This is a genomic window from Paracoccus cavernae (assembly GCF_042430175.1).
GTDB classification, from domain to species: domain Bacteria; phylum Pseudomonadota; class Alphaproteobacteria; order Rhodobacterales; family Rhodobacteraceae; genus Paracoccus; species Paracoccus cavernae.
This window is the reverse complement of the sequence record NZ_JBHMDZ010000013.1, coordinates 154,952-180,672: the sequence shown is the minus strand read 5'-3', so window position 1 is coordinate 180,672 and position 25,721 is coordinate 154,952. Positions and strand designations below refer to the sequence as shown.

At 64.0% G+C, this 25,721-nt stretch carries 23 protein-coding genes, 1 tRNA gene and 1 pseudogene; 12 read left to right on the top strand and 13 right to left on the bottom strand.

Annotated elements, in window-relative coordinates:
- Positions 1 to 596 precede the first annotated feature (596 nt).
- Positions 597 to 2,211 (bottom strand): annotated as a pseudogene (locus tag ACFFUC_RS10630) (DEAD/DEAH box helicase); the annotation flags it as partial.
- 396 nt (positions 2,212 to 2,607) lie between these two features.
- Between ACFFUC_RS10630 and argS the strand changes: the two are divergent.
- The 6 genes from argS to ACFFUC_RS10600 all read left to right on the top strand — a co-directional run bounded on the left by argS (position 2,608) and on the right by ACFFUC_RS10600 (position 8,629).
- Positions 2,608 to 4,353, top strand: a complete 1,746-nt coding sequence (argS, locus tag ACFFUC_RS10625; RefSeq protein ID WP_377686062.1) for an arginine--tRNA ligase — start codon at positions 2,608 to 2,610, stop codon at positions 4,351 to 4,353.
- A gap of 71 nt (positions 4,354 to 4,424) precedes the next feature.
- Positions 4,425 to 5,603 (top strand): SPOR domain-containing protein, encoded by a 1,179-nt coding sequence (locus ACFFUC_RS10620; protein WP_377686060.1) that lies wholly within the window; start codon positions 4,425 to 4,427, stop codon positions 5,601 to 5,603.
- Complete coding sequence (locus ACFFUC_RS10615) at positions 5,600 to 6,601, top strand: glycoside hydrolase family 3 N-terminal domain-containing protein (RefSeq protein ID WP_377686058.1); 1,002 nt, start codon at positions 5,600 to 5,602, stop codon at positions 6,599 to 6,601. Before ACFFUC_RS10620 ends, ACFFUC_RS10615 begins: the two co-directional genes overlap by 4 nt.
- A gap of 344 nt (positions 6,602 to 6,945) precedes the next feature.
- A complete protein-coding gene (locus ACFFUC_RS10610; protein ID WP_377686160.1) occupies positions 6,946 to 7,680 on the top strand; it encodes a segregation and condensation protein A in 735 nt (244 codons plus the stop codon).
- 95 nt (positions 7,681 to 7,775) lie between these two features.
- A complete protein-coding gene (scpB, locus tag ACFFUC_RS10605) occupies positions 7,776 to 8,372 on the top strand; it encodes an SMC-Scp complex subunit ScpB (protein WP_377686158.1) in 597 nt (198 codons plus the stop codon).
- Positions 8,373 to 8,386: 14 nt separating this feature from the next.
- Positions 8,387 to 8,629 carry a hypothetical protein gene (locus ACFFUC_RS10600; protein ID WP_377686056.1) on the top strand — a complete coding sequence of 81 codons (243 nt, stop codon included), beginning with the start codon at positions 8,387 to 8,389 and terminating at the stop codon, positions 8,627 to 8,629.
- Positions 8,630 to 8,641: 12 nt separating this feature from the next.
- On the opposite strand, the gene ACFFUC_RS10595 is transcribed toward ACFFUC_RS10600, so the two are convergent.
- From ACFFUC_RS10595 to ihfA, 5 genes are all read right to left on the bottom strand, one after another.
- Entirely contained in the window at positions 8,642 to 9,361 is a 720-nt protein-coding gene (locus ACFFUC_RS10595) for a prephenate dehydrogenase/arogenate dehydrogenase family protein (protein ID WP_377686054.1), read from the bottom strand.
- A 235-nt stretch (positions 9,362 to 9,596) separates the two neighbouring features.
- On the bottom strand, positions 9,597 to 10,664 hold the full coding sequence (locus ACFFUC_RS10590; RefSeq protein ID WP_377686052.1) for a 2'-deoxycytidine 5'-triphosphate deaminase: 1,068 nt from the start codon (positions 10,662 to 10,664) through the stop codon (positions 9,597 to 9,599).
- A gap of 57 nt (positions 10,665 to 10,721) precedes the next feature.
- Positions 10,722 to 10,799, bottom strand: a tRNA-Pro gene (locus tag ACFFUC_RS10585).
- A 113-nt stretch (positions 10,800 to 10,912) separates the two neighbouring features.
- Positions 10,913 to 11,683 carry a MerR family transcriptional regulator gene (locus tag ACFFUC_RS10580; RefSeq protein ID WP_377686050.1) on the bottom strand — a complete coding sequence of 257 codons (771 nt, stop codon included), beginning with the start codon at positions 11,681 to 11,683 and terminating at the stop codon, positions 10,913 to 10,915.
- Between the two features lie 5 nt (positions 11,684 to 11,688).
- A complete protein-coding gene (gene ihfA / locus ACFFUC_RS10575; protein ID WP_377686048.1) occupies positions 11,689 to 11,991 on the bottom strand; it encodes an integration host factor subunit alpha in 303 nt (100 codons plus the stop codon).
- A 354-nt stretch (positions 11,992 to 12,345) separates the two neighbouring features.
- On the opposite strand from ihfA, the gene ACFFUC_RS10570 reads away from it, so the two are divergent.
- Positions 12,346 to 12,618, top strand: coding sequence for a DksA/TraR family C4-type zinc finger protein (locus tag ACFFUC_RS10570; protein WP_377686046.1), 273 nt, complete (start codon positions 12,346 to 12,348; stop codon positions 12,616 to 12,618).
- 21 nt (positions 12,619 to 12,639) lie between these two features.
- Here ACFFUC_RS10570 and ACFFUC_RS10565 read toward each other — a convergent pair whose 3' ends face one another.
- From ACFFUC_RS10565 to ACFFUC_RS10550, 4 genes are all read right to left on the bottom strand, one after another.
- Positions 12,640 to 13,614 carry a beta-ketoacyl-ACP synthase III gene (locus tag ACFFUC_RS10565; protein WP_377686044.1) on the bottom strand — a complete coding sequence of 325 codons (975 nt, stop codon included), beginning with the start codon at positions 13,612 to 13,614 and terminating at the stop codon, positions 12,640 to 12,642.
- Positions 13,611 to 14,756: a phosphate acyltransferase PlsX gene (plsX, locus tag ACFFUC_RS10560; RefSeq protein ID WP_377686042.1), complete on the bottom strand. Its 1,146-nt coding sequence runs from the start codon at positions 14,754 to 14,756 to the stop codon at positions 13,611 to 13,613. Before plsX ends, ACFFUC_RS10565 begins: the two co-directional genes overlap by 4 nt.
- A gap of 17 nt (positions 14,757 to 14,773) precedes the next feature.
- Positions 14,774 to 14,980, bottom strand: coding sequence for a 50S ribosomal protein L32 (gene rpmF / locus ACFFUC_RS10555; protein WP_145398788.1), 207 nt, complete (start codon positions 14,978 to 14,980; stop codon positions 14,774 to 14,776).
- Positions 14,981 to 15,203: 223 nt separating this feature from the next.
- On the bottom strand, positions 15,204 to 16,022 hold the full coding sequence (locus ACFFUC_RS10550) for a sulfotransferase family protein (protein WP_377686040.1): 819 nt from the start codon (positions 16,020 to 16,022) through the stop codon (positions 15,204 to 15,206).
- A gap of 148 nt (positions 16,023 to 16,170) precedes the next feature.
- Here ACFFUC_RS10550 and ACFFUC_RS10545 point away from each other — a divergent pair, with 148 nt between their 5' ends.
- Both ACFFUC_RS10545 and ACFFUC_RS10540 read left to right on the top strand, forming a co-directional pair.
- Positions 16,171 to 17,748 (top strand): DUF5928 domain-containing protein, encoded by a 1,578-nt coding sequence (locus ACFFUC_RS10545; RefSeq protein ID WP_377686038.1) that lies wholly within the window; start codon positions 16,171 to 16,173, stop codon positions 17,746 to 17,748.
- Between the two features lie 13 nt (positions 17,749 to 17,761).
- Positions 17,762 to 18,133: a histidine triad nucleotide-binding protein gene (locus ACFFUC_RS10540; protein ID WP_377686036.1), complete on the top strand. Its 372-nt coding sequence runs from the start codon at positions 17,762 to 17,764 to the stop codon at positions 18,131 to 18,133.
- An 80-nt stretch (positions 18,134 to 18,213) separates the two neighbouring features.
- Here the strand turns inward: ACFFUC_RS10540 and ACFFUC_RS10535 are convergent, their stop codons facing one another.
- Positions 18,214 to 19,155, bottom strand: coding sequence for an ABC transporter ATP-binding protein (locus ACFFUC_RS10535; RefSeq protein WP_377686034.1), 942 nt, complete (start codon positions 19,153 to 19,155; stop codon positions 18,214 to 18,216).
- A 70-nt stretch (positions 19,156 to 19,225) separates the two neighbouring features.
- On the opposite strand from ACFFUC_RS10535, the gene ACFFUC_RS10530 reads away from it, so the two are divergent.
- Positions 19,226 to 19,414 (top strand): zinc-finger domain-containing protein, encoded by a 189-nt coding sequence (locus ACFFUC_RS10530; protein ID WP_377686032.1) that lies wholly within the window; start codon positions 19,226 to 19,228, stop codon positions 19,412 to 19,414.
- Positions 19,415 to 19,579: 165 nt separating this feature from the next.
- Positions 19,580 to 22,453 (top strand): DNA polymerase I, encoded by a 2,874-nt coding sequence (gene polA, locus ACFFUC_RS10525; protein WP_377686030.1) that lies wholly within the window; start codon positions 19,580 to 19,582, stop codon positions 22,451 to 22,453.
- Positions 22,454 to 22,565: 112 nt separating this feature from the next.
- Here polA and hemN read toward each other — a convergent pair whose 3' ends face one another.
- On the bottom strand, positions 22,566 to 23,921 hold the full coding sequence (gene hemN / locus ACFFUC_RS10520) for an oxygen-independent coproporphyrinogen III oxidase (protein WP_377686028.1): 1,356 nt from the start codon (positions 23,919 to 23,921) through the stop codon (positions 22,566 to 22,568).
- Between the two features lie 53 nt (positions 23,922 to 23,974).
- On the opposite strand from hemN, the gene fnrL reads away from it, so the two are divergent.
- Positions 23,975 to 24,724, top strand: a complete 750-nt coding sequence (gene fnrL, locus ACFFUC_RS10515; RefSeq protein ID WP_377686026.1) for a transcriptional regulator FnrL — start codon at positions 23,975 to 23,977, stop codon at positions 24,722 to 24,724.
- Positions 24,725 to 24,841: 117 nt separating this feature from the next.
- Here fnrL and ACFFUC_RS10510 read toward each other — a convergent pair whose 3' ends face one another.
- Positions 24,842 to 25,675 carry a universal stress protein gene (locus ACFFUC_RS10510; RefSeq protein WP_377686025.1) on the bottom strand — a complete coding sequence of 278 codons (834 nt, stop codon included), beginning with the start codon at positions 25,673 to 25,675 and terminating at the stop codon, positions 24,842 to 24,844.
- Positions 25,676 to 25,721 lie beyond the last annotated feature (46 nt).

The following is a 25,721-nucleotide window of genomic DNA, read 5'->3' as shown; positions in this document are numbered from 1 at the left end:
CGGTGCACGTTTGCGCACGGGCTTTTTGACCTCTGCCTCGGCGTCGGCTGCTGCGGGGGCTGCCTCCGTTGCGGCGGGGGCTTCGGTCGCGCTTGCCTCGACGGCGGGGGCTTCGGCTTTGGTGGTTTTGCGCGGCGCGCGTTTGCGCGGAGCCTTCTTCACCGGAGCCTCTTCGGCTGCCGCACCCTCGACCGGCGCTTCGGCCGGAGCCGCAGCTTCGGCGGGCGAAACAGCCTCGGGCGCGGTTTCGGCTTTGGTTTCGGCGGCTACTGCCGCTGTCACGACCGGCGCTTCGGCTTGGGCAGGCGCTTCGACCACGCTAACCTCGACCGCGACCGGAGCGGGCGCTTCGGCCTGAAGCTCGGGCAGTTCGGTGACAGTGGTCTGGATCGGAATGATCTCGACCTGCGGCTCGGATTTGCGGCTTTCGCCGTCGCGCTTGCGGGATTCGCCGTCACGTTTGCGGCTGTCGGAGCGCGAACGCGAGCGCGAACGGCCCGATGCCGGACGTTCGGTTTCGCCCTGCTCGGTCACGACCTCGGCTTCGCTCTCCGGCTTGTCGGCGCTGTCCTCGACGCTTTCGTTCACGAGGATCGCCGGACGGAAGCTGCGCAGCATGAAGTCGGGAACATGGTCGCCCATGCCCAGAACCGGCTGGCGGTCTTCGCGGCGGTTGTCGCGCGAACGCTCGTTGCGCGGCTGGTCCTGACGCGAGTCGTTGCGCGGCTCCTGACGGTGCTCGTGACGATGTTCGCCGCGGCTGTCGTCGTGGCGGTGCTCGTCGCGCTTGTCGTCGTTGCGGCCATTGCGGCGGCCGTTGTCGCGGCGCTCGTCACGGCTGGTATCGCGACGCTCCTCACGACGCTCTTCACGGCGGGGCTCGGCGGCTTTCTCGGCCGGAGCCGCTGCAACCGGAACCTCGATCGGAGCCATTGCGGCTTGCTCGTTATGCTCGTGATCGCGCGGGTGGCGGCGCGACTTAGTGTTGCGCTCGTTGCGGCCGCCGCGCTGCTGGCCCGGATGGACGCGCGGCGCGCCCTGGGCTGCTGCCGAAAGCGAGAAGCCTTCGGGGATCGAACCGCGGGGCAGGGACTGCTTCACGAGGCTTTCGATCGCCGCAAGAAGTTTCTCGTCCGAGGGCGTGCCGATGGTGATCGCGGTGCCCAGACGGCCGGCGCGGCCGGTGCGGCCGATGCGGTGGACGTAATCCTCGGCATGGCTCGGCATGTCGAAGTTGAAGACATGGCTGACCGAAGGAATGTCGAGCCCGCGCGCTGCCACATCCGAGGCCACGAGAAAGCGCAGGCGGCCGTCGCGGAAATCGTCGAGCGTGCGCATGCGCTGGCTCTGGTCGAGATCGCCGTGGATCGGCGCGGCATCATAGCCATGCGTCTTGAGCGATTTCGCGACGATATCGACGTCGGTCTTGCGGTTGCAGAAGATGATCGCGTTCTGGAGCGTCTCGCCCTCGGAATCGATCAGCGCCCGCAGCAGCTCGCGCTTTTGCTTGGCGGTCTGGTCTTTGCGGGTCGGCGTGATCTCGATCAGGCGCTGGGTGATGGTTTCCGAAGTCGTCGCCTGACGCGCCACCTCGATCCGCTCGGGCGAATGCAGGAAGGTGTCGGTGATGCGCTCGATCTCGGGGGCCATCGTGGCCGAGAAGAACAGGGTCTGGCGCGTGAAAGGCGTCAGCTGGAAGATGCGCTCGATATCGGGGATGAAGCCCATGTCGAGCATGCGGTCGGCCTCGTCGACGACCATGATCTGAACGCCGGTCAGCAGCAGCTTGCCACGCTCGAAATGGTCGAGCAGGCGGCCCGGGGTTGCGATCAGCACGTCGACGCCGCGATCGATCAGCTTGTCCTGCTCGCCAAAGGAAACGCCGCCGATCAGCAGGGCTTTGGTCAGGCGGGTGTGTTTGGCGTAAACGTCGAAGTTCTCGGCGACCTGAGCGGCAAGCTCGCGGGTCGGCGCAAGAACGAGGCTGCGCGGCATGCGCGCACGAGCGCGGCCACGGCCGAGAAGGGTGATCATCGGCAGCGTGAAGCTGGCGGTTTTACCGGTGCCGGTCTGGGCGATACCAAGGACGTCGCGGCCCTCGAGCGCGGGCGGGATCGCACCGGCCTGGATCGGGGTCGGGCTGTCGTAGCCTGCCTCGGCAATTGCCTGAAGGACCTTGGGGTCCAGCTTGAGATCGGTAAATTTGGTCATTAGGGCTTTCGCGATGGTGCTTGAGTGTCCAAAACAGCGGGCAGGTCCATGCCTGACGGCTGGTCGGGACGCATCTTCCAAACGCCCCTGTGAATGTCGCCGAATGCGATATTCGGCCACTACCGCAATTGCCTGGAAACGTCAATCGTGATCACGAAATGCGCCCCGCGCGGAACAGGGGCGGGCAGGGGTGCTCCGCTCCGGCCGAACGGCGCGGACGGTTTTGGGGTTCGGAATGGTGCCTCGCCCCGCCTTGACGCGCAAATCGCGCGTATCTGCACGTTTTCACGCGGTTTCGCGCGCCATTAGCCCGAATTGCGGGGCCCGAAGCATGGCCGGAGGTTGACTGCCCCTTGCCCGCAAGGCTATCCCGCATAGCAATCTAGGATGGATCCCATGAACCTCTTTTCCGATATTCGCACGCTGGTCCTTGACGCGTTGAGCAAACTTGCGGCCTCGGGCGTCCTGCCCGACGGGCTGGACATGACTGCTGTCGCCGTGGAACCGCCGCGAGATCCGGCCCACGGTGATATGGCCACGAATGCCGCGATGGTATTGGCCAAGCCGGCCGGCAAAAAGCCGCGCGAGATCGCCGACGCGCTTGCCGAACTTTTGCGCGAAGACCCGCGCATCACCGCAGCCGATGTCGCCGGACCCGGCTTTCTGAACCTGCGCCTTGCGGACGACAACTGGCAGGGCGTCGTGCGCTCGGCGCTGGAAGCCGGTGCCGATTACGGGCGCTCGACGCTTGGGCAGGGCCTCAAGGTCAACGTCGAATTCGTCAGCGCCAACCCGACCGGCCCGATGCATGTCGGCCATACCCGCGGCGCGGTTTTCGGCGATGCCCTGTCGTCGCTGCTCGACTTCGCGGGCTATGATGTCACGCGCGAGTATTACATCAACGACGGCGGCGCGCAGGTCGATGTGCTGGCGCGTTCCGCCTACGAACGCTACCGCGAAGCCAACGGCCTCGAGCCGCAGATCGCCGAGGGGCTTTATCCCGGCGACTACCTGATCCCCGTCGGCGAGAAGCTGAAGGAAAAATACGGCGCGAGCCTGATCGACCGCCCCGAATCCGAATGGCTGGTCGAGATCCGCGATTTCGCCACCGCCGAGATGATGGCGATGATCCGCGAGGATCTCGCGATGCTCGGCGTCGAGATGGACGTCTATGCCTCCGAAAAGGCACTTTACGGGACCGGCCGCATCGAGGCCGCGATCGCGCGGCTGCAGGCCGAGGGGCTGATCTACGAGGGCGTGCTCGAACCGCCGAAGGGCAAGACCCCCGAAGATTGGGAGCCGCGCGAGCAGACGCTCTTCCGCTCGACGCTGCACGGCGACGACGTTGATCGTCCGGTCAAGAAATCCGACGGCAGCTGGACCTATTTCGCACCCGATATCGCCTATCACTGGGACAAGATCGACCGCGGCTTCGACCAGCTTATCGACATTTTCGGCGCCGATCACGGCGGCTATGTCAAGCGCATGACCGCAGCGGTCAAGGCGCTGTCGAACGGTCGCGTGCCGCTCGATGTCAAGCTGATCCAGTTGGTGAAGCTTTTCAAGAACGGCGAGCCCTTCAAGATGTCGAAGCGGGCAGGGACTTTCGTCACGCTGCGCGATGTCGTCGAACAGGCCGGCGCCGATGTGACGCGTTTCCACATGCTGACCCGCAAGAACGATGCGGCGCTCGATTTCGACTTCGACAAGGTGCTCGAGCAGTCCAAGGACAACCCTGTCTGGTACGTCCAATACGCCAGCTCGCGCATCAATTCGGTGACGACGCGCGCGGCCGACATGGGGGTCGATGTCTCGGATGCGGCGCTGGCAAAGGCCGATCTGACGCAACTTTCGCATCCGGCAGAGCTTGAGCTTGCGAAAAAAGTTGCAGAATGGCCACGCATCGTCGAGATCGCGGCCCGCGCCAACGAGCCGCACCGCATTGCATTCTTCCTATATGACTTGGCCTCGGACCTGCATTCGCTGTGGAACCGCGGCAATGACGACCTCTCGCTGCGCTTCGTGCAGGACGGAAATCCCGAGGCAACCGCCGCAAAAATCGCATTGGCGCGGTCCGTCGGCGTTGTTATTTCGGCCGGCCTTGGTATTCTTGGGGTCACGCCGGCAACGGAAATGCGCTGATACAGGCGCCGGGTCGGCCTTGAGTGAGCAGTCAACGATTTAGGCCGGACCAACCGGCAGGCAGGCAGGACATGGCAGTGGTTGATTTCCGCTCCGGCGGATTTGTTGGTGCACAGCCCCGGCAGGTGCGTGACTATCCCAATGGCGGCGATCCCCGTTACGACGGGGATGCCGAGGATTGGGACAACGATCCGCAATGGGACGAATCGCGCTATCATACGCAGGGTGACGACGGGTTGCTGACCGGAGGCACGACCGTGATCGGCCGTGTCGGCCGTTTCACGCAATATCTCGGCGCGCTGGTCTCGGTCGGGCTGATGGTGATGCTGCTGGTCTGGGGCTACAAGCTCGTGGTCCGCGATGTCTCCGGCGTGCCGGTGATCCGCGCCATTCAGGGCGAGGCACGCTCGGCTCCCGACAACCCGGGCGGCGAGCTGACCTCCTATACCGGCCTGGCCGTCAATAACGTCGCGGGTGGCGCGAACGAGCGTCCGGCCAATCAGGTCGCGATTGCCCCCGAAACCACCAATCTCACCGACGAAGACGTCGCGATGGGCGAGCTGGGCGCAACCGCGCGCACGCCCTCGCGCGATACCGAATTGCCGATCACGGCCAACAGCGAGCGCGTGATCCCGCGCCCAGATGCCGAAGCTGCTGCCGCAGCAGAGGCCGCTGCCGCCGCCGAAGCGCAGCGTCTGGCAAGTCTCGCCGAGACGCCCGCTGCTCCGATCGGCGAAACTCCCGCCAACGAGGCCGTGACCGGTCTTTCGGGCGAGGCCGCCGATACCGATGCGATCAACGCCGCCCTGACCGAGGCTGCTGCTGCAGCCGTGCCGCCGCCCGCAGCCGTCAAGGTTTCGGCCCGTCCGGCACCGCGTCCGCGCCGCGCCGCCGTTGTCGCCGCAGCCCCGGCTGCTGCTGCCGCTCCGGTGCAAACGGCCGCCGCCGCGGCGCCCGCTCCGGCACCCGCACCGAAAGTCGCCCCCTCGGCGATCGCTTCGGGTGCGGCCATGGTCCAGATCGGCGCATTCGACAGCAATGCGCTGGCCGAAGGCGAGTGGAACCGCGTCTCGGGCAAATTCGGCAGCCTGTTCTCGGGCAAGGCACAAGTCATCCAGAAAGCCGAAAGCGGCGGGCGCAACTTCTGGCGTCTGCGCGCAGCCGGCTTCGAGAGCCGCGACGAGGCCCGCCGCTTCTGCGCCGCTTTGATCGCCGAAGGCATCGACTGTATCCCGGCGACCGCAAAGTGAGCGGGATCACAAGCAAGACCGGCGCGACCATCCTCGGAGGGATCGCCGGTCCCGATCTTTCCCCCGACGAGCGCGCCTTTTTCCGCGCCGCCGATCCTTGGGGCTTCATCCTGTTCGGCCGCAATGTCGACACACCCGAACGCCTGACCCGCCTGACCGCCGGGCTGCGCGAGACGGTGGGCCGCGATGCCCCCATCCTGATCGACCAGGAGGGCGGCCGCGTGCAGCGCATGCGCGCCCCCCATTGGACCGATTTCGCCGCGCCGCTTGATCTCGCCGCCCATGGCGAGCGTGCGGTCTGGCTGCAATACCGACTGCTCGGGGAAGAGCTTCAGGCGATGGGCATCGACGTCGATTGCGCGCCGGGTCTCGATATCGCAGGCGCAACCACCCATCCCTTCCTGCTCAACCGTTGCTTCGGTGGCGACGCCGAAACCGTGACCCGTTTGGGGCGCGCGGCGGCCGACGGTCTCATGGCTGCCGGCGTTTTGCCGGTGATGAAACATCTGCCGGGCCATGGCCGCACCAAGGTCGACAGCCATCACGACCTGCCGGTGATCGACGCGACGCTCTACGATCTCGAGCAGACCGATTTCGCGCCCTTCCGCGCTCTGGCCGATCTGCCGATGGCGATGACATGCCATATCCGCCTGACCGCCGTCGATGATGCCCCCGCGACCGCCTCGAAGCCGGTGATCGAGCTCATCCGCAACCGCATCGGTTTCGACGGGCTGTTGATGACCGACGATATCGGGATGCAGGCGCTTTCGGGAACCTTGCCCGAGCGCGCCGCAGCAGCGATCGCGGCCGGCTGCGACATGGTCCTGAGCTGCAACGAAACCATCCCCGAGATGGAGCGGATCGTTGCCGCCTCGGGCGGACTTCGGGACGCCGCGCTGCGACGCGCGAATGCCGCCTTGTCCTTCCGCAAAGCACCCGACGATGCCGATCTTGCGGATCTTCGCGCCGAGTTGCGCGCTTTGGGCGGCCTCGCCTGATCCCCTCTTTCATGGCCAAATATCCCGGGGTGCGGGGCAGGGCCCCGCATCGGCCTTGCATCGCGGGGAGGGGGCCGTCCGCCTCACCCCGCCCGCTCAAATGTTGACAGGGACCATGCGCTTGCGGATTCTGACACAATCTTGCAAAGAAAGAGCTTCGGCTCGCTCCGTCTTCCCCTTTCCCGCCCCGCGCATTGGCCTTTGATTTCCCGATAATGACTGATCTTTCGCCGGCAGGCCCCGATATCGCGATTTCCGGCACACCCGCGGCAGAGGGGCAGGGCCCGACGGGGCAAGCCGCGCCGGATCAGACCGTAGCCGAACGGCGCGCCGAAGAGGTGCTGATGGTCGATGTCTCGGGCTTCGAGGGCCCGCTCGATCTGCTTCTGACGATGGCGCGCAGGCAAAAGGTCGACCTCATGGCGGTCTCGGTCCTCGACTTGGCCGAACAATATCTCGCCTTCATCGATCAGGCGCGTGCCCTGCGGATCGAACTTGCCGCCGACTATCTCGTGATGGCGGCATGGCTCGCCTATCTGAAATCGCGCCTGCTTCTTCCGCCCGATCCCGAAGCCGATGGCCCCTCGGCCGAGGATATGGCCAGTCATCTCGCCTTCCAGCTCGAACGTCTGCAGGCCATGCGCGAGGCCTCGGCGCGGCTGATGGCCCGCGACCGGCTCGGCCATCAGCGCTTCGCGCGCGGTGCCCCCGAAGAGATCACCCGCAACCGCGAAACCCGCTGGCAAGCGGGGCTTCTCGACCTGATGCGGGCCTATGCGCGGCTCAGAACCCGTGACGAGTTTCGCCCCTATGCCTTTGATCGCCGTGATGTTTTCACGATGGAGCAAGCGCTCGACCGTCTGCGCTCGCTGATCGGCTTTACCGGCGACTGGACCGCTTTGGCACAGTTTCTCCCCGATGGCTGGGAAGGCGAAAGCCGGCGCCGCCGCTCGGCCACGGCGGCGACTTTTGCCGCCTCGCTCGAATTGGCGCGGCAGGGCGCGATCGAGATCCACCAATCCGAAACCTTCGCCCCGATCACGATCCGGCGGCGCAACCAAGAATCGGACCCGACGTGAACGACCTCTCCGATACCACTGCATCCGCAACGGCCGACGGCCCCGAGCCCGACCTCAACACATTTCCGCCGCCGCCCCTGTTCGAGCAGGAGCGCATGGTCGAGGCGATTCTCTTTGCCTCCGCCAAGCCCATGACCACGCGCCAGATCGCCGCACGCATGCCGCCGGGCAGCGAGCCGGCCGAGATCATGTACGGGCTGCGCGTGCGTTACGAGGGGCGGGGCGTTCAACTGGTCAAGGTCGGCGATGCATGGGCCTTCCGCACGGCGGGCGATCTCGGCTTTCTGATGGAGGAGGACGCGGTTGAAAACCGCCGCCTCTCGCGCGCCGCGACCGAAACTCTGGCGGTCATCGCCTATCACCAGCCCGTCACCCGCACCGAGATCGAAGAGATCCGCGGCGTTGCCGTGAACCGCGGTACGCTGGACCAGCTGATCGAGATGGGCTGGGTCCGCATCGGCCGCCGCCGCATGACGCCGGGCCGTCCGGCGACTTTCGTCGTGACCGAGGATTTTCTCGACCATTTCGGCCTCGAAAGCGCCCGCGATCTGCCGGGTCTGACCGAGCTCCGCGCGGCGGGCCTGTTGGAATCGCGTCCGCCATCCGACGGGCTGCCTGCGGGTCTGCTGCCTGAAAAGCACGCCGAGGACGAGGCCAACGGCCCCGCCGAGGATCTTTTCGACGACGAATAGGACAGGGGAACGCGATGAAGAGCATTATCGACCAGATCACCAAAATGGCGAGCCGCCAGCTTGCCAACTGGGCCATGCGCCGCGCGAGCAAAGCCATGAGCAAACAGGCCGGCGCCGCGAAAGGCACGGGCGCGGGGGCTGCGAAAACGCAGGGCCAAACCGTCAGCCCGCAGATGCGCCAACAGCAAAAGAACGCGCGCGAGGCGGCCAAACGCGCCCGTCAGGCCGCGCAGATCACGCGCCGCTTGGGCCGCTAAGGCGGGAGCGCTCTACTCCAGCGCCTTCAAAAGATGCGCGCGCAGCCCCGCCATATGCGGGTTGCGCCGCGTGATCGCCTCGACCACCTCGGGCGCGTCATGGCTGACCATGGCGAGGGCCTGAGACAGCAGCTCGTAGCTTTTGGTGCGGATTTTCGGGGCTTTGGCTGCGGGCGGCAGGATCTGCGCCAGAAGATGGATCAGCCCCTGCGAGAGCGCGGCCTGCCGGTCGTGATCTTCGGGCGTGGTCACAATGACCTTCAGCCCCAAAGCGCGGCGCAAGGCGGCTGCGACGCGCGGCCAGCCCGTACCCCGCAAAGGGCAAAGCACGATCTGCTGACCCGCGATTCCCCCTTGGGCGCTGGCGGGACCGAACATCGGATGGCTGGCCAGAAGCTCGACCTCGGGCGACAGCATCTCGCGCATCAGCCGTGCAGGCTCTTCCTTGATCGAGCAGACATCGACCACCATCTGGCCCCTCCCGAGATGCGGCGCGATCTGCGCCAGACAAGCGGGCAGGGTCTGGACCGGTACCGCCAGAACGACGACGGAGGCGGTGATCTTTGCCGGATCGTCCAGCACGCGCAGCCCCAGCGCCTTTGCGCGATCCCTCGCGGCCGGATCACTGTCATAGACCGAAAGCGGAGCCAATGCCCCGAGATGGTTTGCCATCAGCGCACCAAAGGCGCCAAAGCCGATGATCGTCACGGAGGAGGGCGGGAGGGCGGGCATGAACGGCATCCTGAAAAGAGAGTCAGGGGTTCATGGAGAAATCATGGCGAACCGCTGACAGTTGCAGCGGGGACATGACAAAGTGACCGCTACCTATGGCAGCGGGTAATAGAGCGTCGCGAAAAGGGTCGGCATCTTGGTCATGGGATTGAGCTATACCCCCATGCGCGGCAGGTCAACGGCAGAAGGGCGTGACGCGACGGGCAGGGACCGGATGGGGCGCGCGCCGGCAGCCTTAGCGGAACTGCTTGGCGAGCTTGAGGCCCTGACCTTGGTAATTCGAGGCGATGCCGGTGCCGTAAAGGCGTTCCGGGCGCTCGGCCATGCGCTCATAGACCAGACGGCCCACGACCTGCCCGTGTTCGAGGGCAAAGGGGGCCTCGTGACAGCGCACTTCCAGCACGCCGCGTGCGCCTTGTCCCGCGACACCGTGACCGAAGCCCGGATCGAAGAAGCCCGCGTAATGGACGCGGAACTCGCCGACCATGGCGAGATAGGGCGACATCTCGGCGGCATAATCGGGCGGGATCGCCACGGCTTCGCGGCTGACGAGAATATAGAAGGCACCGGGGTCGAGAATCAGGCTGCCGTCATCGGTGTGGAGCGTGTCCCAGAAGTCGCGGGCGGGATAGGCCCCGATGCGGTCTAGGTCGATCACGCCGGTATGGGGCCGCGCGCGGTAGCCGACCAGATCGCCGCTTTCGGGGCGCAGATCGACGGAAAAGCCCAGACCCTCGTCGATCAATGCCTCGCCAGAGACAAGGGGCTCTGCGGCATGGAGAGCGCGCAGCTCGCCATCGTCGAGCACGGCCTGACCCTGACGCAGGCGCAGCTGGTTCAGGCGCATGCCGGGGCGCACGAGGACCGAGAAGGAGCGCGGGCAGATCTCGGCGTAAAGGGGGCCGTCATAGCCCTCGGGCAGGCGGTCGAATTCGGTGCCGTTGTCGGTCACGAGGCGCGTCAGCAGATCGAGCCGGCCGGTCGACGATTTGGCATTGGCCACCGCATCGAGCCCCTTGGGCAGACATAGTCGCTCCATCAGCGGGACCAGATAGACGCAGCCCTTTTCCAGAACCGCGCCGCCGCTCAGATCCATGCGGTGCATTTCGAAATCGGCGAGCCGCTCGGAGACCAGACGATCGCGACCCGACAGGAACGAGGCGCGGACGCGCCAGGCCGACTGGCCAAGCCGCAAATCGAGGCTCGCGGGCTGGATCTGTTCGGGAAGAATGGGCTGGCTTGCGGTGATCGCCCCATTGGCGATCAGGACGCGCAGGGCCTGATCTGGCAAGACGCCGTTCATGCGGACTCCGTAAAAACGGAAACGCTCACCCCCGGATGGAGATGAGCGTTTCTGATATGGTCGGGCCGGAGAGATTCGAACTCTCGACCTTCCGCCCCCCAGACGGACGCGCTAACCAGGCTGCGCCACGGCCCGACGAGGGTCATATAGATCGAACCGGAGGACGGGCACAAGGGGGGGAGAGTGCTTTCTTGGAGAGAAAATCCAAGATTTTGAAATCTTGTGGAAAAACCCTGCCGCAGCACGGTTTAGAGCGCCGTTTTCAGCGCATCGCGCAGGGCTGCTGCCGCTTGCGGCGGCGCGCTGCGGCGACTTTGGAGCTTGTCGAGAACCCGATCGAGATGATCGAGCCAATCGCTCGCGGGAATCGTATGCGATTGCGCGGTGCCATCGGCAGAATCGTCGCGGGCGGGGTGCGAATCTGTTGCCGACGCATCTGCTGCGGGCACTTGATTCGCGACATCCGGAGAATCCTGCGCGTCGAGATCGAAGGGGAGCTGGGCCGGAGCCTCGCGTTCGCTTGCCGGTTTCGGTGCTGCAGGTGCAGGTGCGGGTGGGGCGGGCTTTGCCTGCGCCACGGTTGCAGCATCGAGTTCGGGTGCGGGCGGGACGGTTTCGGCTGCGGCATCTGCGGGCAGCGCGGCATCGGGAGCCTCGGCTGCCGGTGCCTCCTGCGGAACGGCAAGCCGGACCACCGGACCCGAGAGCGCGGGTTGACCCGCTGCCGGATCGAGCAAAGCACCAAGGCGGGCTGCACCGATCTGGCGCAGGCCTGCGCCGCGGTCCTCGGCAATCAGGCGCTTGGCGCCGCGGATGCTCAGCCCGTCCTCGCGCATGACCTGACAAAGGCCCGCCGCGAGACGCACGTCGTCCGGCCTGTAGTAGCGCCGGCCATCCGCGCGTTTGACCGGCGAAAGTTGTGGAAACTGCCCCTCCCAGTAACGCAGGACGTGGGGGGCGACGCCAATGAGGCGCGATACCTCGCCGATCGAGCGGAAGGCGTCAGGGGCTTTGGTCATCCCGTTTAGCGCTTGTTACCCGCCGACACGCGATCTTTCATCAGATGCGAGGGCCGGAAGGTCAGGACGCGGCGCGGCGTGATCGGGACTTCCTCGCCGGTTTTCGGGTTGCGGCCGACGCGTTCGTTCTTGTCGCGCACCGAGAAGGTCCCGAAGGAAGAGATCTTCACTTGCTCGCCGCGCACAAGCGCATCCGAAATATGGCCGAGCACGCTTTCGACGAGCTGGGCAGATTCGTGCCGGGACAGTCCGACATCACGGAAAACTGCCTCTGCAAGATCCATGCGGGTCAAAGTGTTGTCGCTCATGAAATCTACCTTTCGAATAGGCGTCAGGATGGGGACTTTACCGTTGTGAGTCAACATCGTGCGTCGGGATGTGTTCCCATCGCTAATCTATTTTCCTGCAATATTCGAGCGTTAGAAACGGTTTTCTGACGATATAGGCGGAGGAAGTGCCGCAAGAGCCAGAATAGCGGTTCAGATCGGGGCCGGAGTTGCCCCAAAAAGGGCCAAAGTTACCCCGGCGTAAGGCGGGTGAGGCTCGCTTGCGTGGAACACGGCCTTGGCTCAGGGACCAAGGGCTGATTTGAACTTTGCGGCCCGCACCATATGTTGGTCCTTCATGGTTATGTCATCTGCATCGCATGAAAGGAGGCGGGCATGGCTGGAGGTTGGGCGCATGATGGGGCGGTGAACGAGCAGATCGAGGCCTCGATCGCCGACGAACTGGCGCGGATGCGCGCGCAGAACAAGGTGCCGAGCGGCGAGAGTTTCGCCGAATGCGCGGAATGCGGCGAAGAGATCCCGATGGCGCGGCGCGCGGCGATCCCAGGCGTCAAGCTTTGTGTCGAATGCCAGCAGGGCAGGGACCGGACATTCAAAAGCCGCAGCGGGATCAACCGGCGCGGCTCGAAGGATTCGCAATTGCGGTAAGGGGCCTTCGCCCGCGCCGGATTACCAGCGCAGGACGACACTTCCCCAAGCCAGACCGCCGCCGATGGCTTCGGCGACAAGAACGTCGCCCGTCTTGAAGCGGCCCTCGCTGTTGGCGACCGACATCGCCAGCGGGATCGAGGCGGCCGAGGTGTTGCCGTGATTGGCAACGGTCAGCACGACCTTTTCGATCGGAAGCTCCATGCGTTTCGCAGTGGCCTCGATAATGCGGATATTGGCCTGATGCGGCACCAGCCAATCGACGGATTCGGCGGGAATGCCGGCCTTGTCGAGCGCGCGATGGGCGGTTGCGGCCAGCTTTTCGACTGCGTGACGGAAGACAAGATTGCCCTGCATGCGCAGATGGCCCGCCGTTCCCGTGGTCGCAACACCGCCGTCGACGTAAAGCAGGTCGCGGTAGCGCCCGTCGCTGTTGAGGTCGAGTGCCAGAATGCCGCGGTCCTGATTGGTGCCTTCGCCTTCTTGCACCTCGAGGATGACCGCGCCCGCGCCGTCACCGAAAAGCACGCAGGTCGAGCGGTCGGTGAAATCGAGGATGCGGCTGAAAGCCTCGGCCCCGATAACGAGGATGCGGTCGGCCTGACCCGCGCGGATCATCGCATCGGCGGTCGAAAGCGCAAAGACGAAACCGGCGCAAACCGCCTGAACGTCGAAGGCAAAGCCGCGCGACATGCCCAAACCGCCCTGGATCATGGTTGCGACCGAGGGGAAGGTCAGATCGGGGGTCGAGGTCGCGACGACGATCGCGTCGATATCGTCGGCGCTCAATCCCGCATTGGCCAAAGCCGCCTTCGCGGCCTCGATGCCCAGATCGCTGGTGGTCTGGCCTTCGGCAGCGAAATGGCGCCGCTCGATTCCGGTGCGGGCGCGGATCCACTCGTCCGAGGTCTCAAGTTGTTGTTCGAAAAACGCGTTTTCGACGATGCGCTCGGGCAGGTAGTGACCCGTTCCCCGAACAACCGAGCGACGAATCATTCCTGACTCTCCGATTGCGACGAACCGGCGGCTTGGCCTTGTTCATCTTGTGAGACGCGGCCGGCCTCGGGCGAGGCGGCGGCATGGGCGACGCGGGCGGCGAGGCGGTCCTGATAGCCCGATTTCGCAAGGTCCGAGGCAAGCCGGATCGCGGCGGCAACGCCGGTCGCATCGGCCGAGCCATGCGATTTCACGACGGTGCCGTTCAGGCCGAGGAAGACGCCGCCATTCACGCGACGCGGATCGATGCGGGTTTGCAGCCGCTTGAGCGAGGACATCGCCAGAAGGGCCGCGAATTTGGACAGGATCGAGGCGCTGAAGGCCTCTTTCAGGAACTCGCCCACCAGCTTGGCAGTGCCTTCGCCGGTTTTGAGGGCGATATTGCCGGTGAAACCGTCCATGACGATGACATCAACCTTGGACGAGGCGAGATCGCCCCCTTCGACAAAGCCGATATATTCGAAATTGGCGTCTTGCGCGGCATTGGCGATCAGCTCTTGCGCGAGCTTGAGCTCTGCCTTGCCCTTATGCTCTTCGGTGCCGACATTCATCAGCCCGACGCGCGGACGTTCGACGCCCAGCCCGTTGCGGGCATAGGAGGCCCCCATCAGCGCATATTGCAAAAGATCGGGCGCATCGGCTTTCACGTCGGCGCCGACATCAAGCATGATGTTGAAGCCTTGCGGATTGCGCGAGGGCCAGAAGCAGGCGATCGCCGGACGGTTGACGCCGGGCAGCTTGCGCAGCCGGATCATCGACACCGCCATGAGCGCGCCGGTATTGCCGCAGGAAACCGCGACGGATGCCTCGTGCGAGCGCACCGATTCGATGGTGGACCACATGCTGGTGCCATCGCCGTTGCGCACGACCTGACTGGGCTTGTCGTGCATGGTGACGACGCCGGTCGCATTGCGGATCGTGCAGCGCTCGGCAAGGCCTTGGTGCTGTGCGATCAATGCGGAAAGCTCCGCTTCAGGTCCGTGGACGATAAAGCGAAGCTCTGAATTCTCGGCGGCGCTTGCCGCAATGCCGGCGATGACGGCAGTGGGGCCGCGGTCGCCCCCCATTGCGTCAACCGACACCACGACGTGCCCCCTGTTCGAGGCGGCGAGCGGCGGGGTGGTTGTCTCAGCCGGGGACATGTCCGCGGTATCGCCGCTTATGCCGCGTCGTCGTCCAGATCGACTTCGTTCGCCTGAGCAACGACTTCACGATCTGCATAATGTCCGCAGGACGGGCAAACGTGGTGCGGGCGCTTCAGTTCGCCACAATTGGTGCATTCGTTCGGGTTGCCTGCGACCAATGCGTCGTGCGAACGACGCATGTTACGACGGGAGCGGGTAACTCGGTTCTGAGGGACGGCCATGTCTCAACCTCGGGTGGTTCGGGGGGCGTTCCCGAGATTAGGATTGCCCCAAGTTTTTCGTTTCTGATCGATGTGAGCCAATAGGCCAGGATGGCGGTGCCCGCAAGTCTAAAGGGGCTACGCGGCCTGGGCTGCCCCGCCGGTCGAATGAACGCGGCAAAATAGTCGGATTTGTGCAAGGTGCAAGGGGTAATCTTGCACAAACACCGACTTGCCGCGCCGTTCAGCGGCTGAGCTTGGCGTGAACCTCGTCGAGATCGACCTCGCCGAGGGGCATTTTGTTGTCGGGGTCGTCGAAGTCGTAGCGGAACAATTTGAAGTCGCGCTTGTAGATCTCCCAGACGAGGTGACGCGACAGGTCGTCGAAATAATCGCTGACCTTATGCGCGCGTTTGGGGCCGTGGCCTTCCGATTCGTTGAACTTCGGAACTTCGTCGGCACGGATCGCGACCGGCGTTTCTGCCGCATCCAGCACTTTCTGCATGCCGTCGTTGAACTTCTCGGTGAAGAAGATCTGGTCGTAGCGGCCGCCGTTCACGATGAAGGTCGAGATATGGCCGGACATGGCCGACCAGTGGATGTCGGGGTCCATCGGGCGGCGGAAGCGGATGGTGTCGCGCGCGAACAGCAAGAAGCGGCGGAAGCTCTTGATCTGGTCGAAATCGAAATTGTCGTCGGGCGAGCCGACTTCGATCCCGTAGCGCTGGATCAGCTGCGGCACGAGATTGCCGCGATAGCGTTTGCCGTTTCGCTGGATGCCGGCGATCTTGTCGAAGAACGAGGACAGGATGCGCGAATAGGGGTTGCGCACACAGGTGAAGGTTACACCCTGACGGGCGCGGATGCCTTGCTCGATCGGGGCACGGCTCTCGGCTTGCGACCATTTGTGCATCCCCGAGGTGGAATCGTGGATGTCGCCGTCGTAATATGTACCGTTGTCGGAGTAATACATGATCTGGCCGATCGACGAGCAGGCGCATTTCGGCACGACCCGATAAACCATGCTTTGACTCTCGGTCATCCAGGTGCCGGGAAATTCCATTTTAAACGCCCTTCTTTCTAAGGCTGCATCTTGCAGCCGTCGCAACTTGCTCTACGTGCTAAAATCGTTAGAGACGGAAATCAATTAAATCAGGAATAAACTTGGTAATGTTAAGGTCAAGACGCGCGCAGCCGGCAGAGGCGTAACGATGGCACGAATCGCATTCATCATGCTCTGCCACAAGGATGCACCCGGTGTCATCGCCCAAGCACGGCGTCTGACTGCTTCGGGCGATTTCGTGTCGATCCATTTCGACGGAAACTCCGATCCGGCGGATTTCGCCGAGATTTGGTCGGCGCTTTCGGACAACCCTTCGGTGACTTTCGCGAATCGCCGCTACCGCTGTGGTTGGGGCGAGTGGTCGCTGGTCGCGGCAACCCTCGAAGCGGTGCGTGCCGCCGTCGCCGCTTTTCCCAATGCCAGCCATTTCTACATGCTCTCGGGCGATTGCCTGCCGGTAAAAACCGCCGAATATGCGCATGATTTTCTTGATTCGAATGATTGCGATTATATCGAGCATAATGATTTCTTCGCCTCGGACTGGATCAAGACCGGCCTCAAGGAAGAGCGCCTGATTTACCGCTACTGGTTCAACGAACGCACCCAGCCCAAGCTTTATTACGCCTCGCTCGCCATTCAGCAAAAGCTCATGCTGACGCGCGAGGTGCCGTCGGATCTTCAGGTGATGATCGGATCGCAATGGTGGTGTCTGCGGCGCCAAACCATCGAAAAGGTTCTCGCCTTTTGCGATTCGCGCCGCGATGTCATGCGGTTTTTCGCGACGACCTGGATCCCCGACGAGACCTTCTTCCAGACCATCGTGCCTCATGTCGTGCCGCGCAACGAGCTGCGCAACCGCACGCTGACCTATCTGATTTTCACCGATTACGGCATGCCGGTGACGTTTTATAACGACCAGTACGACCTGCTGCTGCGTCAGGATTACATCTTTGCGCGCAAGATCAGTGCCGAGGCGCTGGAACTGCGCGAGCGGTTGGGGGCGCTTTGGGCCGACGAGGGGGTCCATTTTCCGACCTCGAACGAGGGGGCGGGGGTTTTCCGCTTCCTGACCGGACGCGGCCGCGTCGGTCGCCGCTTCTCGCCGCGGTTCTGGGAAGATGACACCGCGCTTGGCCGCGACAAAAGCCTGCTGCTGATCGTCTCGAAGAAATGGCATGTCGCCAAACGCTTGACGCAGGGCCTGCGCGAGCAGACCGATATTCCGGCGGTCGACTACCTCTTCAACGAGGATCAGGCCCATCTGCCCGATATGGGCGGGGTGGAGAATACCGTCTCGAAACGCGAGCGCCACCGCCGCGCCGTGATCAAGCTGCTGTTCGACCAGTTCGGCACCAACCGGCTGGCCTTCTGTCTCGACAGCTCGGCCCTGCCGTTGATCCAGGACTTCATGGCCGAAAAGACCGACACCCGCATCCTGATGATCGAGACCGATTTCCATCAGGATTATCTGCGCGGCCATATCGCGCGGGTGGGTCTTGCCGGCGCGTCGGCCCAGCCGGACGTGGTGGAGCGTCTGCTGCCGATCGTGCGGCGCGATCTCGAATACGAGGCGAACCGCCTGCGCGACATGGAATTCCCGCGCTTCTACACGATCTCGCCCACCGCCGCCCCCGAGGCCAATGCCGCGGCATTGGCGCAGGCTTTCGACCTCGAACCAGAGGCGGCGCTCGCGCTTGCCCAAATCGACCATTTGTTCAGCGACTGACCGGAGACAGCAGATGCCCAGCTATGATGACCAGAACATTTTCGCCCGTATCCTGCGCGGCGAGATCCCCAATGATACGGTTGTTGAAACCGAGCATACGCTGGTTTTCCGCGACATCCGCCCGCAGGCGCCGGTCCATGTGCTGGTGATCCCCAAGGGGGCCTATGTCAGCTTTGACGATTTCGCCGCCAATGCTTCCGAGGCCGAGCTGGTCGACTTCATGCGCACGGCCGCCAAGGTTTCGAAGGATCTCGGCGTCTCGCTGGATGGGGGCGAGGGGTTCCGCGCCATCGCCAATACCGGCCCGCATGGGGTGCAGGAGGTGCCGCATTTCCACCTCCATATCCTCGGCGGCCATGTCATGGGCCCGATGCTCGCGCACTGATCCCTGCACCGCGCCGGAATGGGGGGCAAAAGAAAGGGCCGCCCTTTCGGGCGCGGCCTTTTTCGTTTGGTTTCGGGTGCTCAGTTTCTGGCGGTGAGGCGCAGGAAAACATCCTCGAGATCGGGGCTTTCGATCGCCACATCGAGAATCGGCAGGCTTTCCGCCCGCACCGCATCGATCATCGCATCGGCCCGCAGCTTCGAGGGCGCATAGCTCAGCGCCAGCCGTCCGTCGGCGCGACGCTCGGCGCGCACGCCCTCGGGCAGGGTGGGGATGCGGCGGTCCTCGCCGGTATCCATCACCAGCGTTTTGGAATCCGCACGGCCCAGCAGCGTCGCGGTATCCTCGTTCAGGATCAGCTCGCCGCGGTCGATGATCGCGATCTGGTCGCACATATCCTCGGCCTCCTCGAGGTAATGCGTTGTCAGGATGATCGTCATGCCGCGTTGGTTGAGCTTGCGCACATTGGCCCAAAGCATGTCGCGCAAGCCGATGTCGACCCCCGCGGTCGGCTCGTCGAGAACCAGAATGCGCGGCTTGTGGACCAGTGCCTTGGCCAGCAAAAGCCGCCGCTTCATCCCGCCCGAAAGGTGGCGCGAATAGCTTCCGGCCTGTTCGGTCAGCCCGACGAGTTCAAGCAGCTCGTCGGTCCAGCGCTCGGATTTCGGGACGCCGTAAAGCCCCGCCTGCACTTCGAGGCTGGCGCGGGGCGTAAAAAACGGGTCGATGTTGAGCTCTTGCGGCATGACCCCGATAGAGGCGCGCGATTGGCGCGGGTTCACATCCTGATCAAAGCCGTGGATCACGACCTTGCCCGCCGTCTTGTTCACGAGACCGGCCATGATGTTGATCGTGGTCGATTTTCCCGCGCCGTTCGGCCCCAGCAGCCCGAAGATGCTGCCCGAGGGGATCTGGAGGTTCAGACCTTTCAGCGCCTGTTTCGGCGGATTGCTCCCCGAGGCGGCATAGGTTTTCGTCAGATTCGAAATCTCGATGGCGGGGGGGCGAAGGGGGGCTGGCATCGGCATCCGGCTGTGATTATGATCTCGAACGGTTTAAACCCCCTTTCGTGTCAAAGCTCAAGGAATCGCCATGACTCTTCCGGCTCCTGAAACCCAGATCGTCACCACCTGGAAAATTGCCTGTGACGGTGATGAAAGCATGGGGTCGGGACATCCGCGCGTCTGGCTGGTCATTCCGCAAGACAAGGGCTTTGTCGAATGCGGCTATTGCGACAAGCGTTTCGAAATCGACCGCGCCCATGCGCATGACGACCACTAAGGCCTGAGGCCGCGCATCAGGGCGGGGCATCCGTCCCCCGAATGTCCGAATGTCCCGACGGCCTGCGTAATGCGCGGGCCGTTCGCATTTCAAGCGATGGGGCAAGCAGGGCTTGGCCCTTGGCCCCCGTCATGGCAGAAGAAGGGCCAATCGAAAGGACCGCGCATGACCCAGAGCAATGACACCAGCGCCGAGACCAAATTCGGCAAGGGCTGCCATCTTCACCTGATCGACGGCTCGGCCTTTATCTTTCGCGCCTATCACGCGCTGCCGCCCCTGACGCGCAAATCCGACGGCCTGCCGATCGGGGCGGTCGCGGGTTTTTGCAACATGCTGTGGAAATACATCCAGGATGCGGGCGGGGCGGATGCGCCGACACATGCGGCGGTGATTTTCGACCATTCCTCGCGCACCTTCCGCAACGATATCTACCCCGAATACAAGGCGAACCGCCCCGAGCTCCCCGAGGATCTGCGCCCGCAATTCCCGCTGACCCGCGAGGCGACACGCGCCTTCAACATCGCCTTCATCGAACAAGAGGGCTACGAGGCCGACGACATTATCGCCACGCTGGCGCGTCAGGCGCGCGAGGCGGGTGGCTCGGCGACGATCATCAGCTCTGACAAGGATCTGATGCAGCTGATCGGCGGCGGCATCGACATGCTCGATCCGATGAAGAACAAAACCATCGGTCCCGACGAAGTCTTCGAGAAATTCGGCGTCGGCCCCGACCGTGTCGTCGATATTCAGGCGCTTGCGGGCGATTCCGTCGACAACGTGCCGGGCGCGCCGGGGATCGGGATCAAGACGGCAGCGCTTTTGATCAACGAATACGGCGATCTCGAAACGCTTCTGGCCCGCGCGGGCGAAATCAAGCAGCCCAAGCGCCGGCAGGTCTTGCTCGATAATGCCGATCTGATCCGCATCTCGAAACGTCTGGTCGAGCTGGATACCCATACGCCGGTCGAAGCGACACTGGAATCTCTCGAGGTTCGCGAGCCCAACCATCAGGAATTGCTTGATTTTCTGTCTGAAATGGAATTCCGAACCCTCGTCAACCGCGTCGCCGAGCGTTTCGGTGCCGAGGCGCCGGCTGTCAGGATCACCCCCGCCAAAGTCGCACCCGCGGCCGAGGGGACATCCGCCGCAGCGCCCAGGGAAATGCCCGCGATCAAGACGGACCACTACGTCACGATCCGCGATGCGGCGACGCTGCAGCTGTGGATCGACGAGATCACCCTGCTCGGTTCGGTCGCGATCGACACCGAAACCACCGGCCTTGACGAGATGGTCGCCGGTCTGGTCGGGATCTCGCTTTGCACCGGCCCCGGTCGCGCCGCCTATCTCCCGCTCGGCCATGTCGAGGGCACCGAAGACCTGTTCAGCTCGGGCCAGCTCGTCGCGGGCCAGATGCCCGTCGCCGAGGCCTTGCGCCTGCTCAAGCCGATGCTCGAGGATCCGGCGGTGCTCAAGATCGGGCAGAACATCAAATACGACTGGAAGATCCTCGCGCGCCACGGCGTTGCCTATTTGGGCGGCGTGCCGATCAATATGGCGCCGCTCGAGGATACGATGCTGATGTCCTTTGCGCTCAATGCGGGCGGTGGTATCGGTCACGGCATGGATGCTTTGGCCGAGGCCCATCTCGACCACAAAACCATCCCGATCAAGGATCTGATCGGTTCGGGCAAAAGCCAGATCACCTTTGCGCAGGTGCCGGTCGAGCAGGCCGTGGCCTATGCGGGCGAGGATGCCGAGGTGACCTGGCGGCTCTGGCATCACTTCCGGCCCCAGCTTGCGCCGAATGCGGTGACCGGCCCCTACCGCCGCCTCGAATTGCCGATGATCCCCGTGCTGGCCGAAATGGAAATGGCCGGAATCAGGGTCAATACCGAGCATCTCGCGCGGATGTCGAATGCTTTCGCGCAGAAAATGGCCCAGCTCGAGGACGAGATCCACGGACTTGCCGGACAAAGCTTCAATGTCGGCTCTCCCAAACAGCTGGGCGAGATCCTGTTCGACAAGATGGGCCTTCAGGGCGGCAAACAGGGCAAGACCGGTGCCTATTCGACCAGCGCCGACGTGCTGGAAGATCTTGCGGCGGAAGGCCACGAGCTGCCCGCGCGGGTGCTGGACTGGCGCCAGATTTCCAAGCTGAAATCGACCTATACCGATGCGCTCCAGACGCATATCAACCCCGATACCAAGCGCGTCCACACTTCTTACTCGATCACGGGGGCGCAGACCGGACGTTTGGCCTCGACCGAGCCGAACCTGCAAAACATCCCCGTCCGGACCGATGAGGGCCGCCGCATCCGCGAGGCCTTCATCGCGCCCGAGGGCCGCAAGATCGTCAGCCTCGACTATAGCCAGATCGAGCTGCGCATTCTTGCCCATGTCGCCGATATTCCCGCGCTGAAGCAGGCTTTCCGCGACGGGATCGACATCCATGCCATGACCGCGAGCCAGATGTTCGGCGTTCCGGTCGAGGGGATGGATCCGATGATCCGCCGCCGCGCCAAAGCGATCAACTTCGGGGTGATCTACGGAATTTCGGGCTTCGGCCTTGCGCGCAACCTGCGCATTCCGCGCGCCGAGGCACAGGCCTTCATCGACACCTATTTCGAGCGGTTCCCCGAAATCCGCGCCTATATGGACAAGACCGTCGAGGATGCAAAACGTGACGGCTATGTCCGCACGCTGTTCGGTCGCCGCATCATGACGCCCGGCATCAACCAGTCGGGACCGGCTGCGGGCGGAGCGAAACGCGCGGCGATCAACGCCCCCATTCAGGGGGCCGCCGCCGATATCATCCGCCGCGCCATGATCCGGATGCCCGAGGCGATCAAGGACATCCCCGCCAAGATGCTTTTGCAGGTCCATGACGAACTTGTCTTCGAGGCCGACGAAGGCGCGGTTGACCAACTGATCAAGGTTGCGCGCGACATTATGGAGAACGCCCCCGATCCGGCGGTGAAACTCTCCGTGCCGCTGATCGTCGAGGCGGGGCAGGGCGAAAACTGGGCCTCGGCCCACTAAGCCGCGCTCCGTCAAACGCGGGTCCTGCGCGACCCCTTGTTTGTCGGGCACGCCCGTGTGACGGCCCTGCCACCCGCAACCTTGGGGCGAGTGGCGGGGCCGGTTTCGTTTCTCAGATCGCGGTCGAATGGCTGAGCGCGGGTGCGTCGTAGCGGTCCAGCATCTGGGCAATCATGCGCACCAGCGGCCGTCCTTCGGGCGTGATCTCGAGCCGGTCGCGCGACAGCTCCACCATGTCGCGAAACCGCGCGGAGATGGGCGCGACAGCGGCCGCGATCGCGCTGTCGTCCAGTCCGAAGTCGCGGCGCAGCGCCGCGAAATCGACCGCGAAATCGCACATCAACGCCTCGATCATCCGTGCCCGCCACAGATCCTCTGGCGTGAAGACATGTCCGCGGCTGACGGAAAAGCGCCCTTCGCGGATTGCCCCCGAATGGGCACCGGTTGCGGGCGCATTTTGCGCATAGCCTTGCGGAAAGCGCGAGATCGACGAGGCGCCAAGCCCGATCAACACCTGCGCGGCATCATCGGTATAGCCCTGAAAATTGCGCCGCAGCCGCTTGTCCCGTTGTGCCTGCGCCAGCCCGTCTCCCGGTCGCGCGAAATGGTCGATGCCGATTTCGACATAGCCGTCGGCCACGAAAAGTGCGCGGGCAACCTCGAACAAGGCGAGCCGGTCGCGGGGCGCGGGCAGGCTCTCGGGCGGGATCATGACCTGACGCCGTGCCACCCAAGGCACATGGGCATAGCCGTAAAGCGCGACCCGATCGGGCGAAAGAGCCAGCAATTTCTGGACGGTTTGCGCGATTTTTTCGTGATCCTGACCGGGCAGACCGAAGAGGATATCGGCATTGAGGCTGGCGATGCCGTGGGCGCGGACCAGATCGACGGCGCGGGCGGTGACTTCAAAGCTCTGCTCGCGACCTATGGTCTTCTGGATCTCGGGGTCGAAGTCCTGCACGCCGATGCTGGCCCGCGTCAGGCCTGCCGCGGCCAAAGCCTCCATACGGGGGGCGTCGATTTCGTTGGGGTCGATCTCGACCGAGAACTCGGCACCTTCGGCCAGAGGAAAGGCGGCAAGGACCGCATCCGCAAGCCGCGTGACGAGGTCGGGCGCCAGCAGCGTCGGCGTGCCGCCCCCCCAATGGAGCCGCGACAGACGGATGCCCTCGGGCAGGGCCTTGCGCAGCATTTCGAGCTCGGCGAGCAGGGTCTCGACATAGGCCCTGACCGGCGCGTCGCTTTGGGTACCCTGCGTGCGGCAGGCGCAAAACCAGCACAGACGGCGGCAAAAGGGGACGTGAAGATAAAGGGAAATGCTTTCGTGGCCGGTAATGGAACTGATCCAGCCGCGATAGGTCGTCTCGTCCACGGCAGGGGTGAAATGGGGTGCGGTGGGATAGCTTGTGTAGCGCGGAACCCGCGCGTCAAAGAGTCCCAAATGCTCAAGTTGCGATTTCGTGCTCATGCGTCTATATTTTCTACTTGCACGCGAAGAGTCCTTGACCCAGGTCAATAGCCATGCCCCAAGACGCAGTTCTTTTGACGACGCAAGTTGCTTGCGACAAATGCCCGATCCGCAATCGGGCAGTCTGTGCGCATTGCGAAAGCGACGAGCTGGCCGAGCTCGAGGCGGCGAAGCTTTACCGCAATTACGAGGCCGGACAGGTGGTGACCTGGTCGGGCGATCCGATGGAATTCGTGGCTTCTGTCGTCTCCGGCGTGGCGACACTGACCCAGACGCTCGAGGACGGACGCACCCAGATGGTGGGTCTTCTGCTTCCCAGCGATTTTCTTGGCCGTCCGGGGCGGCAAAAGGCGAGCTATACGGTCACCGCGACGACCGATCTGCTTTTGTGCTGCTTCCAGCGCCGGCCCTTTGAAAACCTGCTCAACCGCACGCCGCGGCTTTCGACGCGGCTTCTGGAGATGACGCTGGACGAGCTTGATGCCGCGCGCGAATGGCTTTTGCTGCTCGGGCGCAAATCGGCGCGCGAAAAGATCGCCTCTTTCCTCGCGATCCTGTGCCGCCGCGAGGCGGCGCTGACCAAGGTCAAACCCAACGGCCGGCTGGCGATCTCGCTGCCGCTGACGCGCGAGGCGATGGCGGATTATTTGGGTCTGACGCTGGAGACGGTGAGCCGCCAGATGACGGCTTTGCGCAAGGATGGCGTGATCGAGATGGACGGCAAGCGCCACATCATCATCCCCTCCTACCACCTTCTGGTCGAGGAAAGCGGTGACGATGCCGATGGCGGCCCGCTGATCTGATCGCTGCTGATCCGGTCTCTGCGGCCCGCCGCATTTTCTCCCGTTTCCGGCCGGATCAAGGCAGGCCGAACCTTCGGCCCGCCGGCTTTCCGTTTGCGCTCAACGGGCGAGTTGCGCTCAACGGGCGAGGAAGACCGGAATATTCGCGGTCTCGAGCATGTTGCGCGTCGCGCCCCCGAGAATGGCCTGACGGAAGCGCGAATGGCCGTAAGCCCCCATCACGATCATATCGGCGCCGATCTCGGTGGCGCGGCGGGCAATGATCTCGCTGATCTTGGGCAGGGTGCGGGCCAGAACCGCGACATCGGCTTTGACGCCCTGACGGGTCAGCATCTGGCAGAAGGTATTGCCGGGCTCGGCCCCTTCGGCACTATGGGGCGAGGGATCGACGACCGTCACCTCTACCTCTTCGGCGGCCTGCAGGAACGGTAGCGCGCGGCGGGCGGCGACGAGCGCCTCGTTCGACTGGTTCCATGCAACCAGAATGCGGGTGCCGAAGGTCTCGCTGATCTCGCCCGGGACGATGAGGACGGGGGCGCTGCCCTCGAACAGGGCGGCTTCGGTCAGGGCCTCGCCGTCGGGGTTGATCTCGCGATCATAGGGGCGTCCCAGGACCACGAGATCGGAAAAGCGCGCCCGCATCCCGATCAGCGTCGATAGCCCGCCGAGCTGGGCCACGGCGGAATCGACCGACCATCGCAGGTCCTTGCCCTCGAGATAGGCGCGCACCTTGTCTTCGAGCTCTCCGGCCGCGGCCATCGCCTTGTCGATCGCCTCCTGGAAGACATAGGCCGAGGCGCCCGCGTAGAAATAGCCGTTTTGGGTGTGATCGACGCCAAGACAGAACACGTCGAGATGTGCGTCTTCTCGTCGCGCTATGGCGATGGCGGCATCAAGCTGCGCCCGCTGGCTGGTTTCGGTCAGGATGGTCAGGATCGATTTATAGCCCATGACAAGTCCTTTCAGATTGCCTCGTTACAATTATCTCTCTGATTTT

Excerpts from the sequence above, each read along its gene's own strand:
- ACFFUC_RS10565 (WP_377686044.1), bottom strand. The coding sequence starts at position 13,614 with ATGATTCGTCGCTCGGTTGTTCGGGGAACGGGTCACTACCTGCCCGAG.
- ACFFUC_RS10510 (WP_377686025.1), bottom strand. The coding sequence starts at position 25,675 with ATGGGCTATAAATCGATCCTGACCATCCTGACCGAAACCAGCCAGCGG.
- ACFFUC_RS10570 (WP_377686046.1), top strand. The coding sequence starts at position 12,346 with ATGGCTGGAGGTTGGGCGCATGATGGGGCGGTGAACGAGCAGATCGAG.
- scpB (WP_377686158.1), top strand. The coding sequence starts at position 7,776 with ATGGTCGAGGCGATTCTCTTTGCCTCCGCCAAGCCCATGACCACGCGC.
- ACFFUC_RS10590 (WP_377686052.1), bottom strand. The coding sequence starts at position 10,664 with ATGAACGGCGTCTTGCCAGATCAGGCCCTGCGCGTCCTGATCGCCAAT.
- ihfA (WP_377686048.1), bottom strand. The coding sequence starts at position 11,991 with ATGAGCGACAACACTTTGACCCGCATGGATCTTGCAGAGGCAGTTTTC.
- polA (WP_377686030.1), top strand. The coding sequence starts at position 19,580 with ATGACCCAGAGCAATGACACCAGCGCCGAGACCAAATTCGGCAAGGGC.
- ACFFUC_RS10595 (WP_377686054.1), bottom strand. The coding sequence starts at position 9,361 with ATGCCCGCCCTCCCGCCCTCCTCCGTGACGATCATCGGCTTTGGCGCC.
- ACFFUC_RS10610 (WP_377686160.1), top strand. The coding sequence starts at position 6,946 with ATGGTCGATGTCTCGGGCTTCGAGGGCCCGCTCGATCTGCTTCTGACG.
- ACFFUC_RS10550 (WP_377686040.1), bottom strand. The coding sequence starts at position 16,022 with ATGGAATTTCCCGGCACCTGGATGACCGAGAGTCAAAGCATGGTTTAT.
- ACFFUC_RS10545 (WP_377686038.1), top strand. The coding sequence starts at position 16,171 with ATGGCACGAATCGCATTCATCATGCTCTGCCACAAGGATGCACCCGGT.
- ACFFUC_RS10530 (WP_377686032.1), top strand. The coding sequence starts at position 19,226 with ATGACTCTTCCGGCTCCTGAAACCCAGATCGTCACCACCTGGAAAATT.
- argS (WP_377686062.1), top strand. The coding sequence starts at position 2,608 with ATGAACCTCTTTTCCGATATTCGCACGCTGGTCCTTGACGCGTTGAGC.
- ACFFUC_RS10620 (WP_377686060.1), top strand. The coding sequence starts at position 4,425 with ATGGCAGTGGTTGATTTCCGCTCCGGCGGATTTGTTGGTGCACAGCCC.
- fnrL (WP_377686026.1), top strand. The coding sequence starts at position 23,975 with ATGCCCCAAGACGCAGTTCTTTTGACGACGCAAGTTGCTTGCGACAAA.
- ACFFUC_RS10535 (WP_377686034.1), bottom strand. The coding sequence starts at position 19,155 with ATGCCAGCCCCCCTTCGCCCCCCCGCCATCGAGATTTCGAATCTGACG.
- ACFFUC_RS10540 (WP_377686036.1), top strand. The coding sequence starts at position 17,762 with ATGCCCAGCTATGATGACCAGAACATTTTCGCCCGTATCCTGCGCGGC.
- ACFFUC_RS10580 (WP_377686050.1), bottom strand. The coding sequence starts at position 11,683 with ATGACCAAAGCCCCTGACGCCTTCCGCTCGATCGGCGAGGTATCGCGC.
- ACFFUC_RS10600 (WP_377686056.1), top strand. The coding sequence starts at position 8,387 with ATGAAGAGCATTATCGACCAGATCACCAAAATGGCGAGCCGCCAGCTT.
- hemN (WP_377686028.1), bottom strand. The coding sequence starts at position 23,921 with ATGAGCACGAAATCGCAACTTGAGCATTTGGGACTCTTTGACGCGCGG.
- rpmF (WP_145398788.1), bottom strand. The coding sequence starts at position 14,980 with ATGGCCGTCCCTCAGAACCGAGTTACCCGCTCCCGTCGTAACATGCGT.
- plsX (WP_377686042.1), bottom strand. The coding sequence starts at position 14,756 with ATGTCCCCGGCTGAGACAACCACCCCGCCGCTCGCCGCCTCGAACAGG.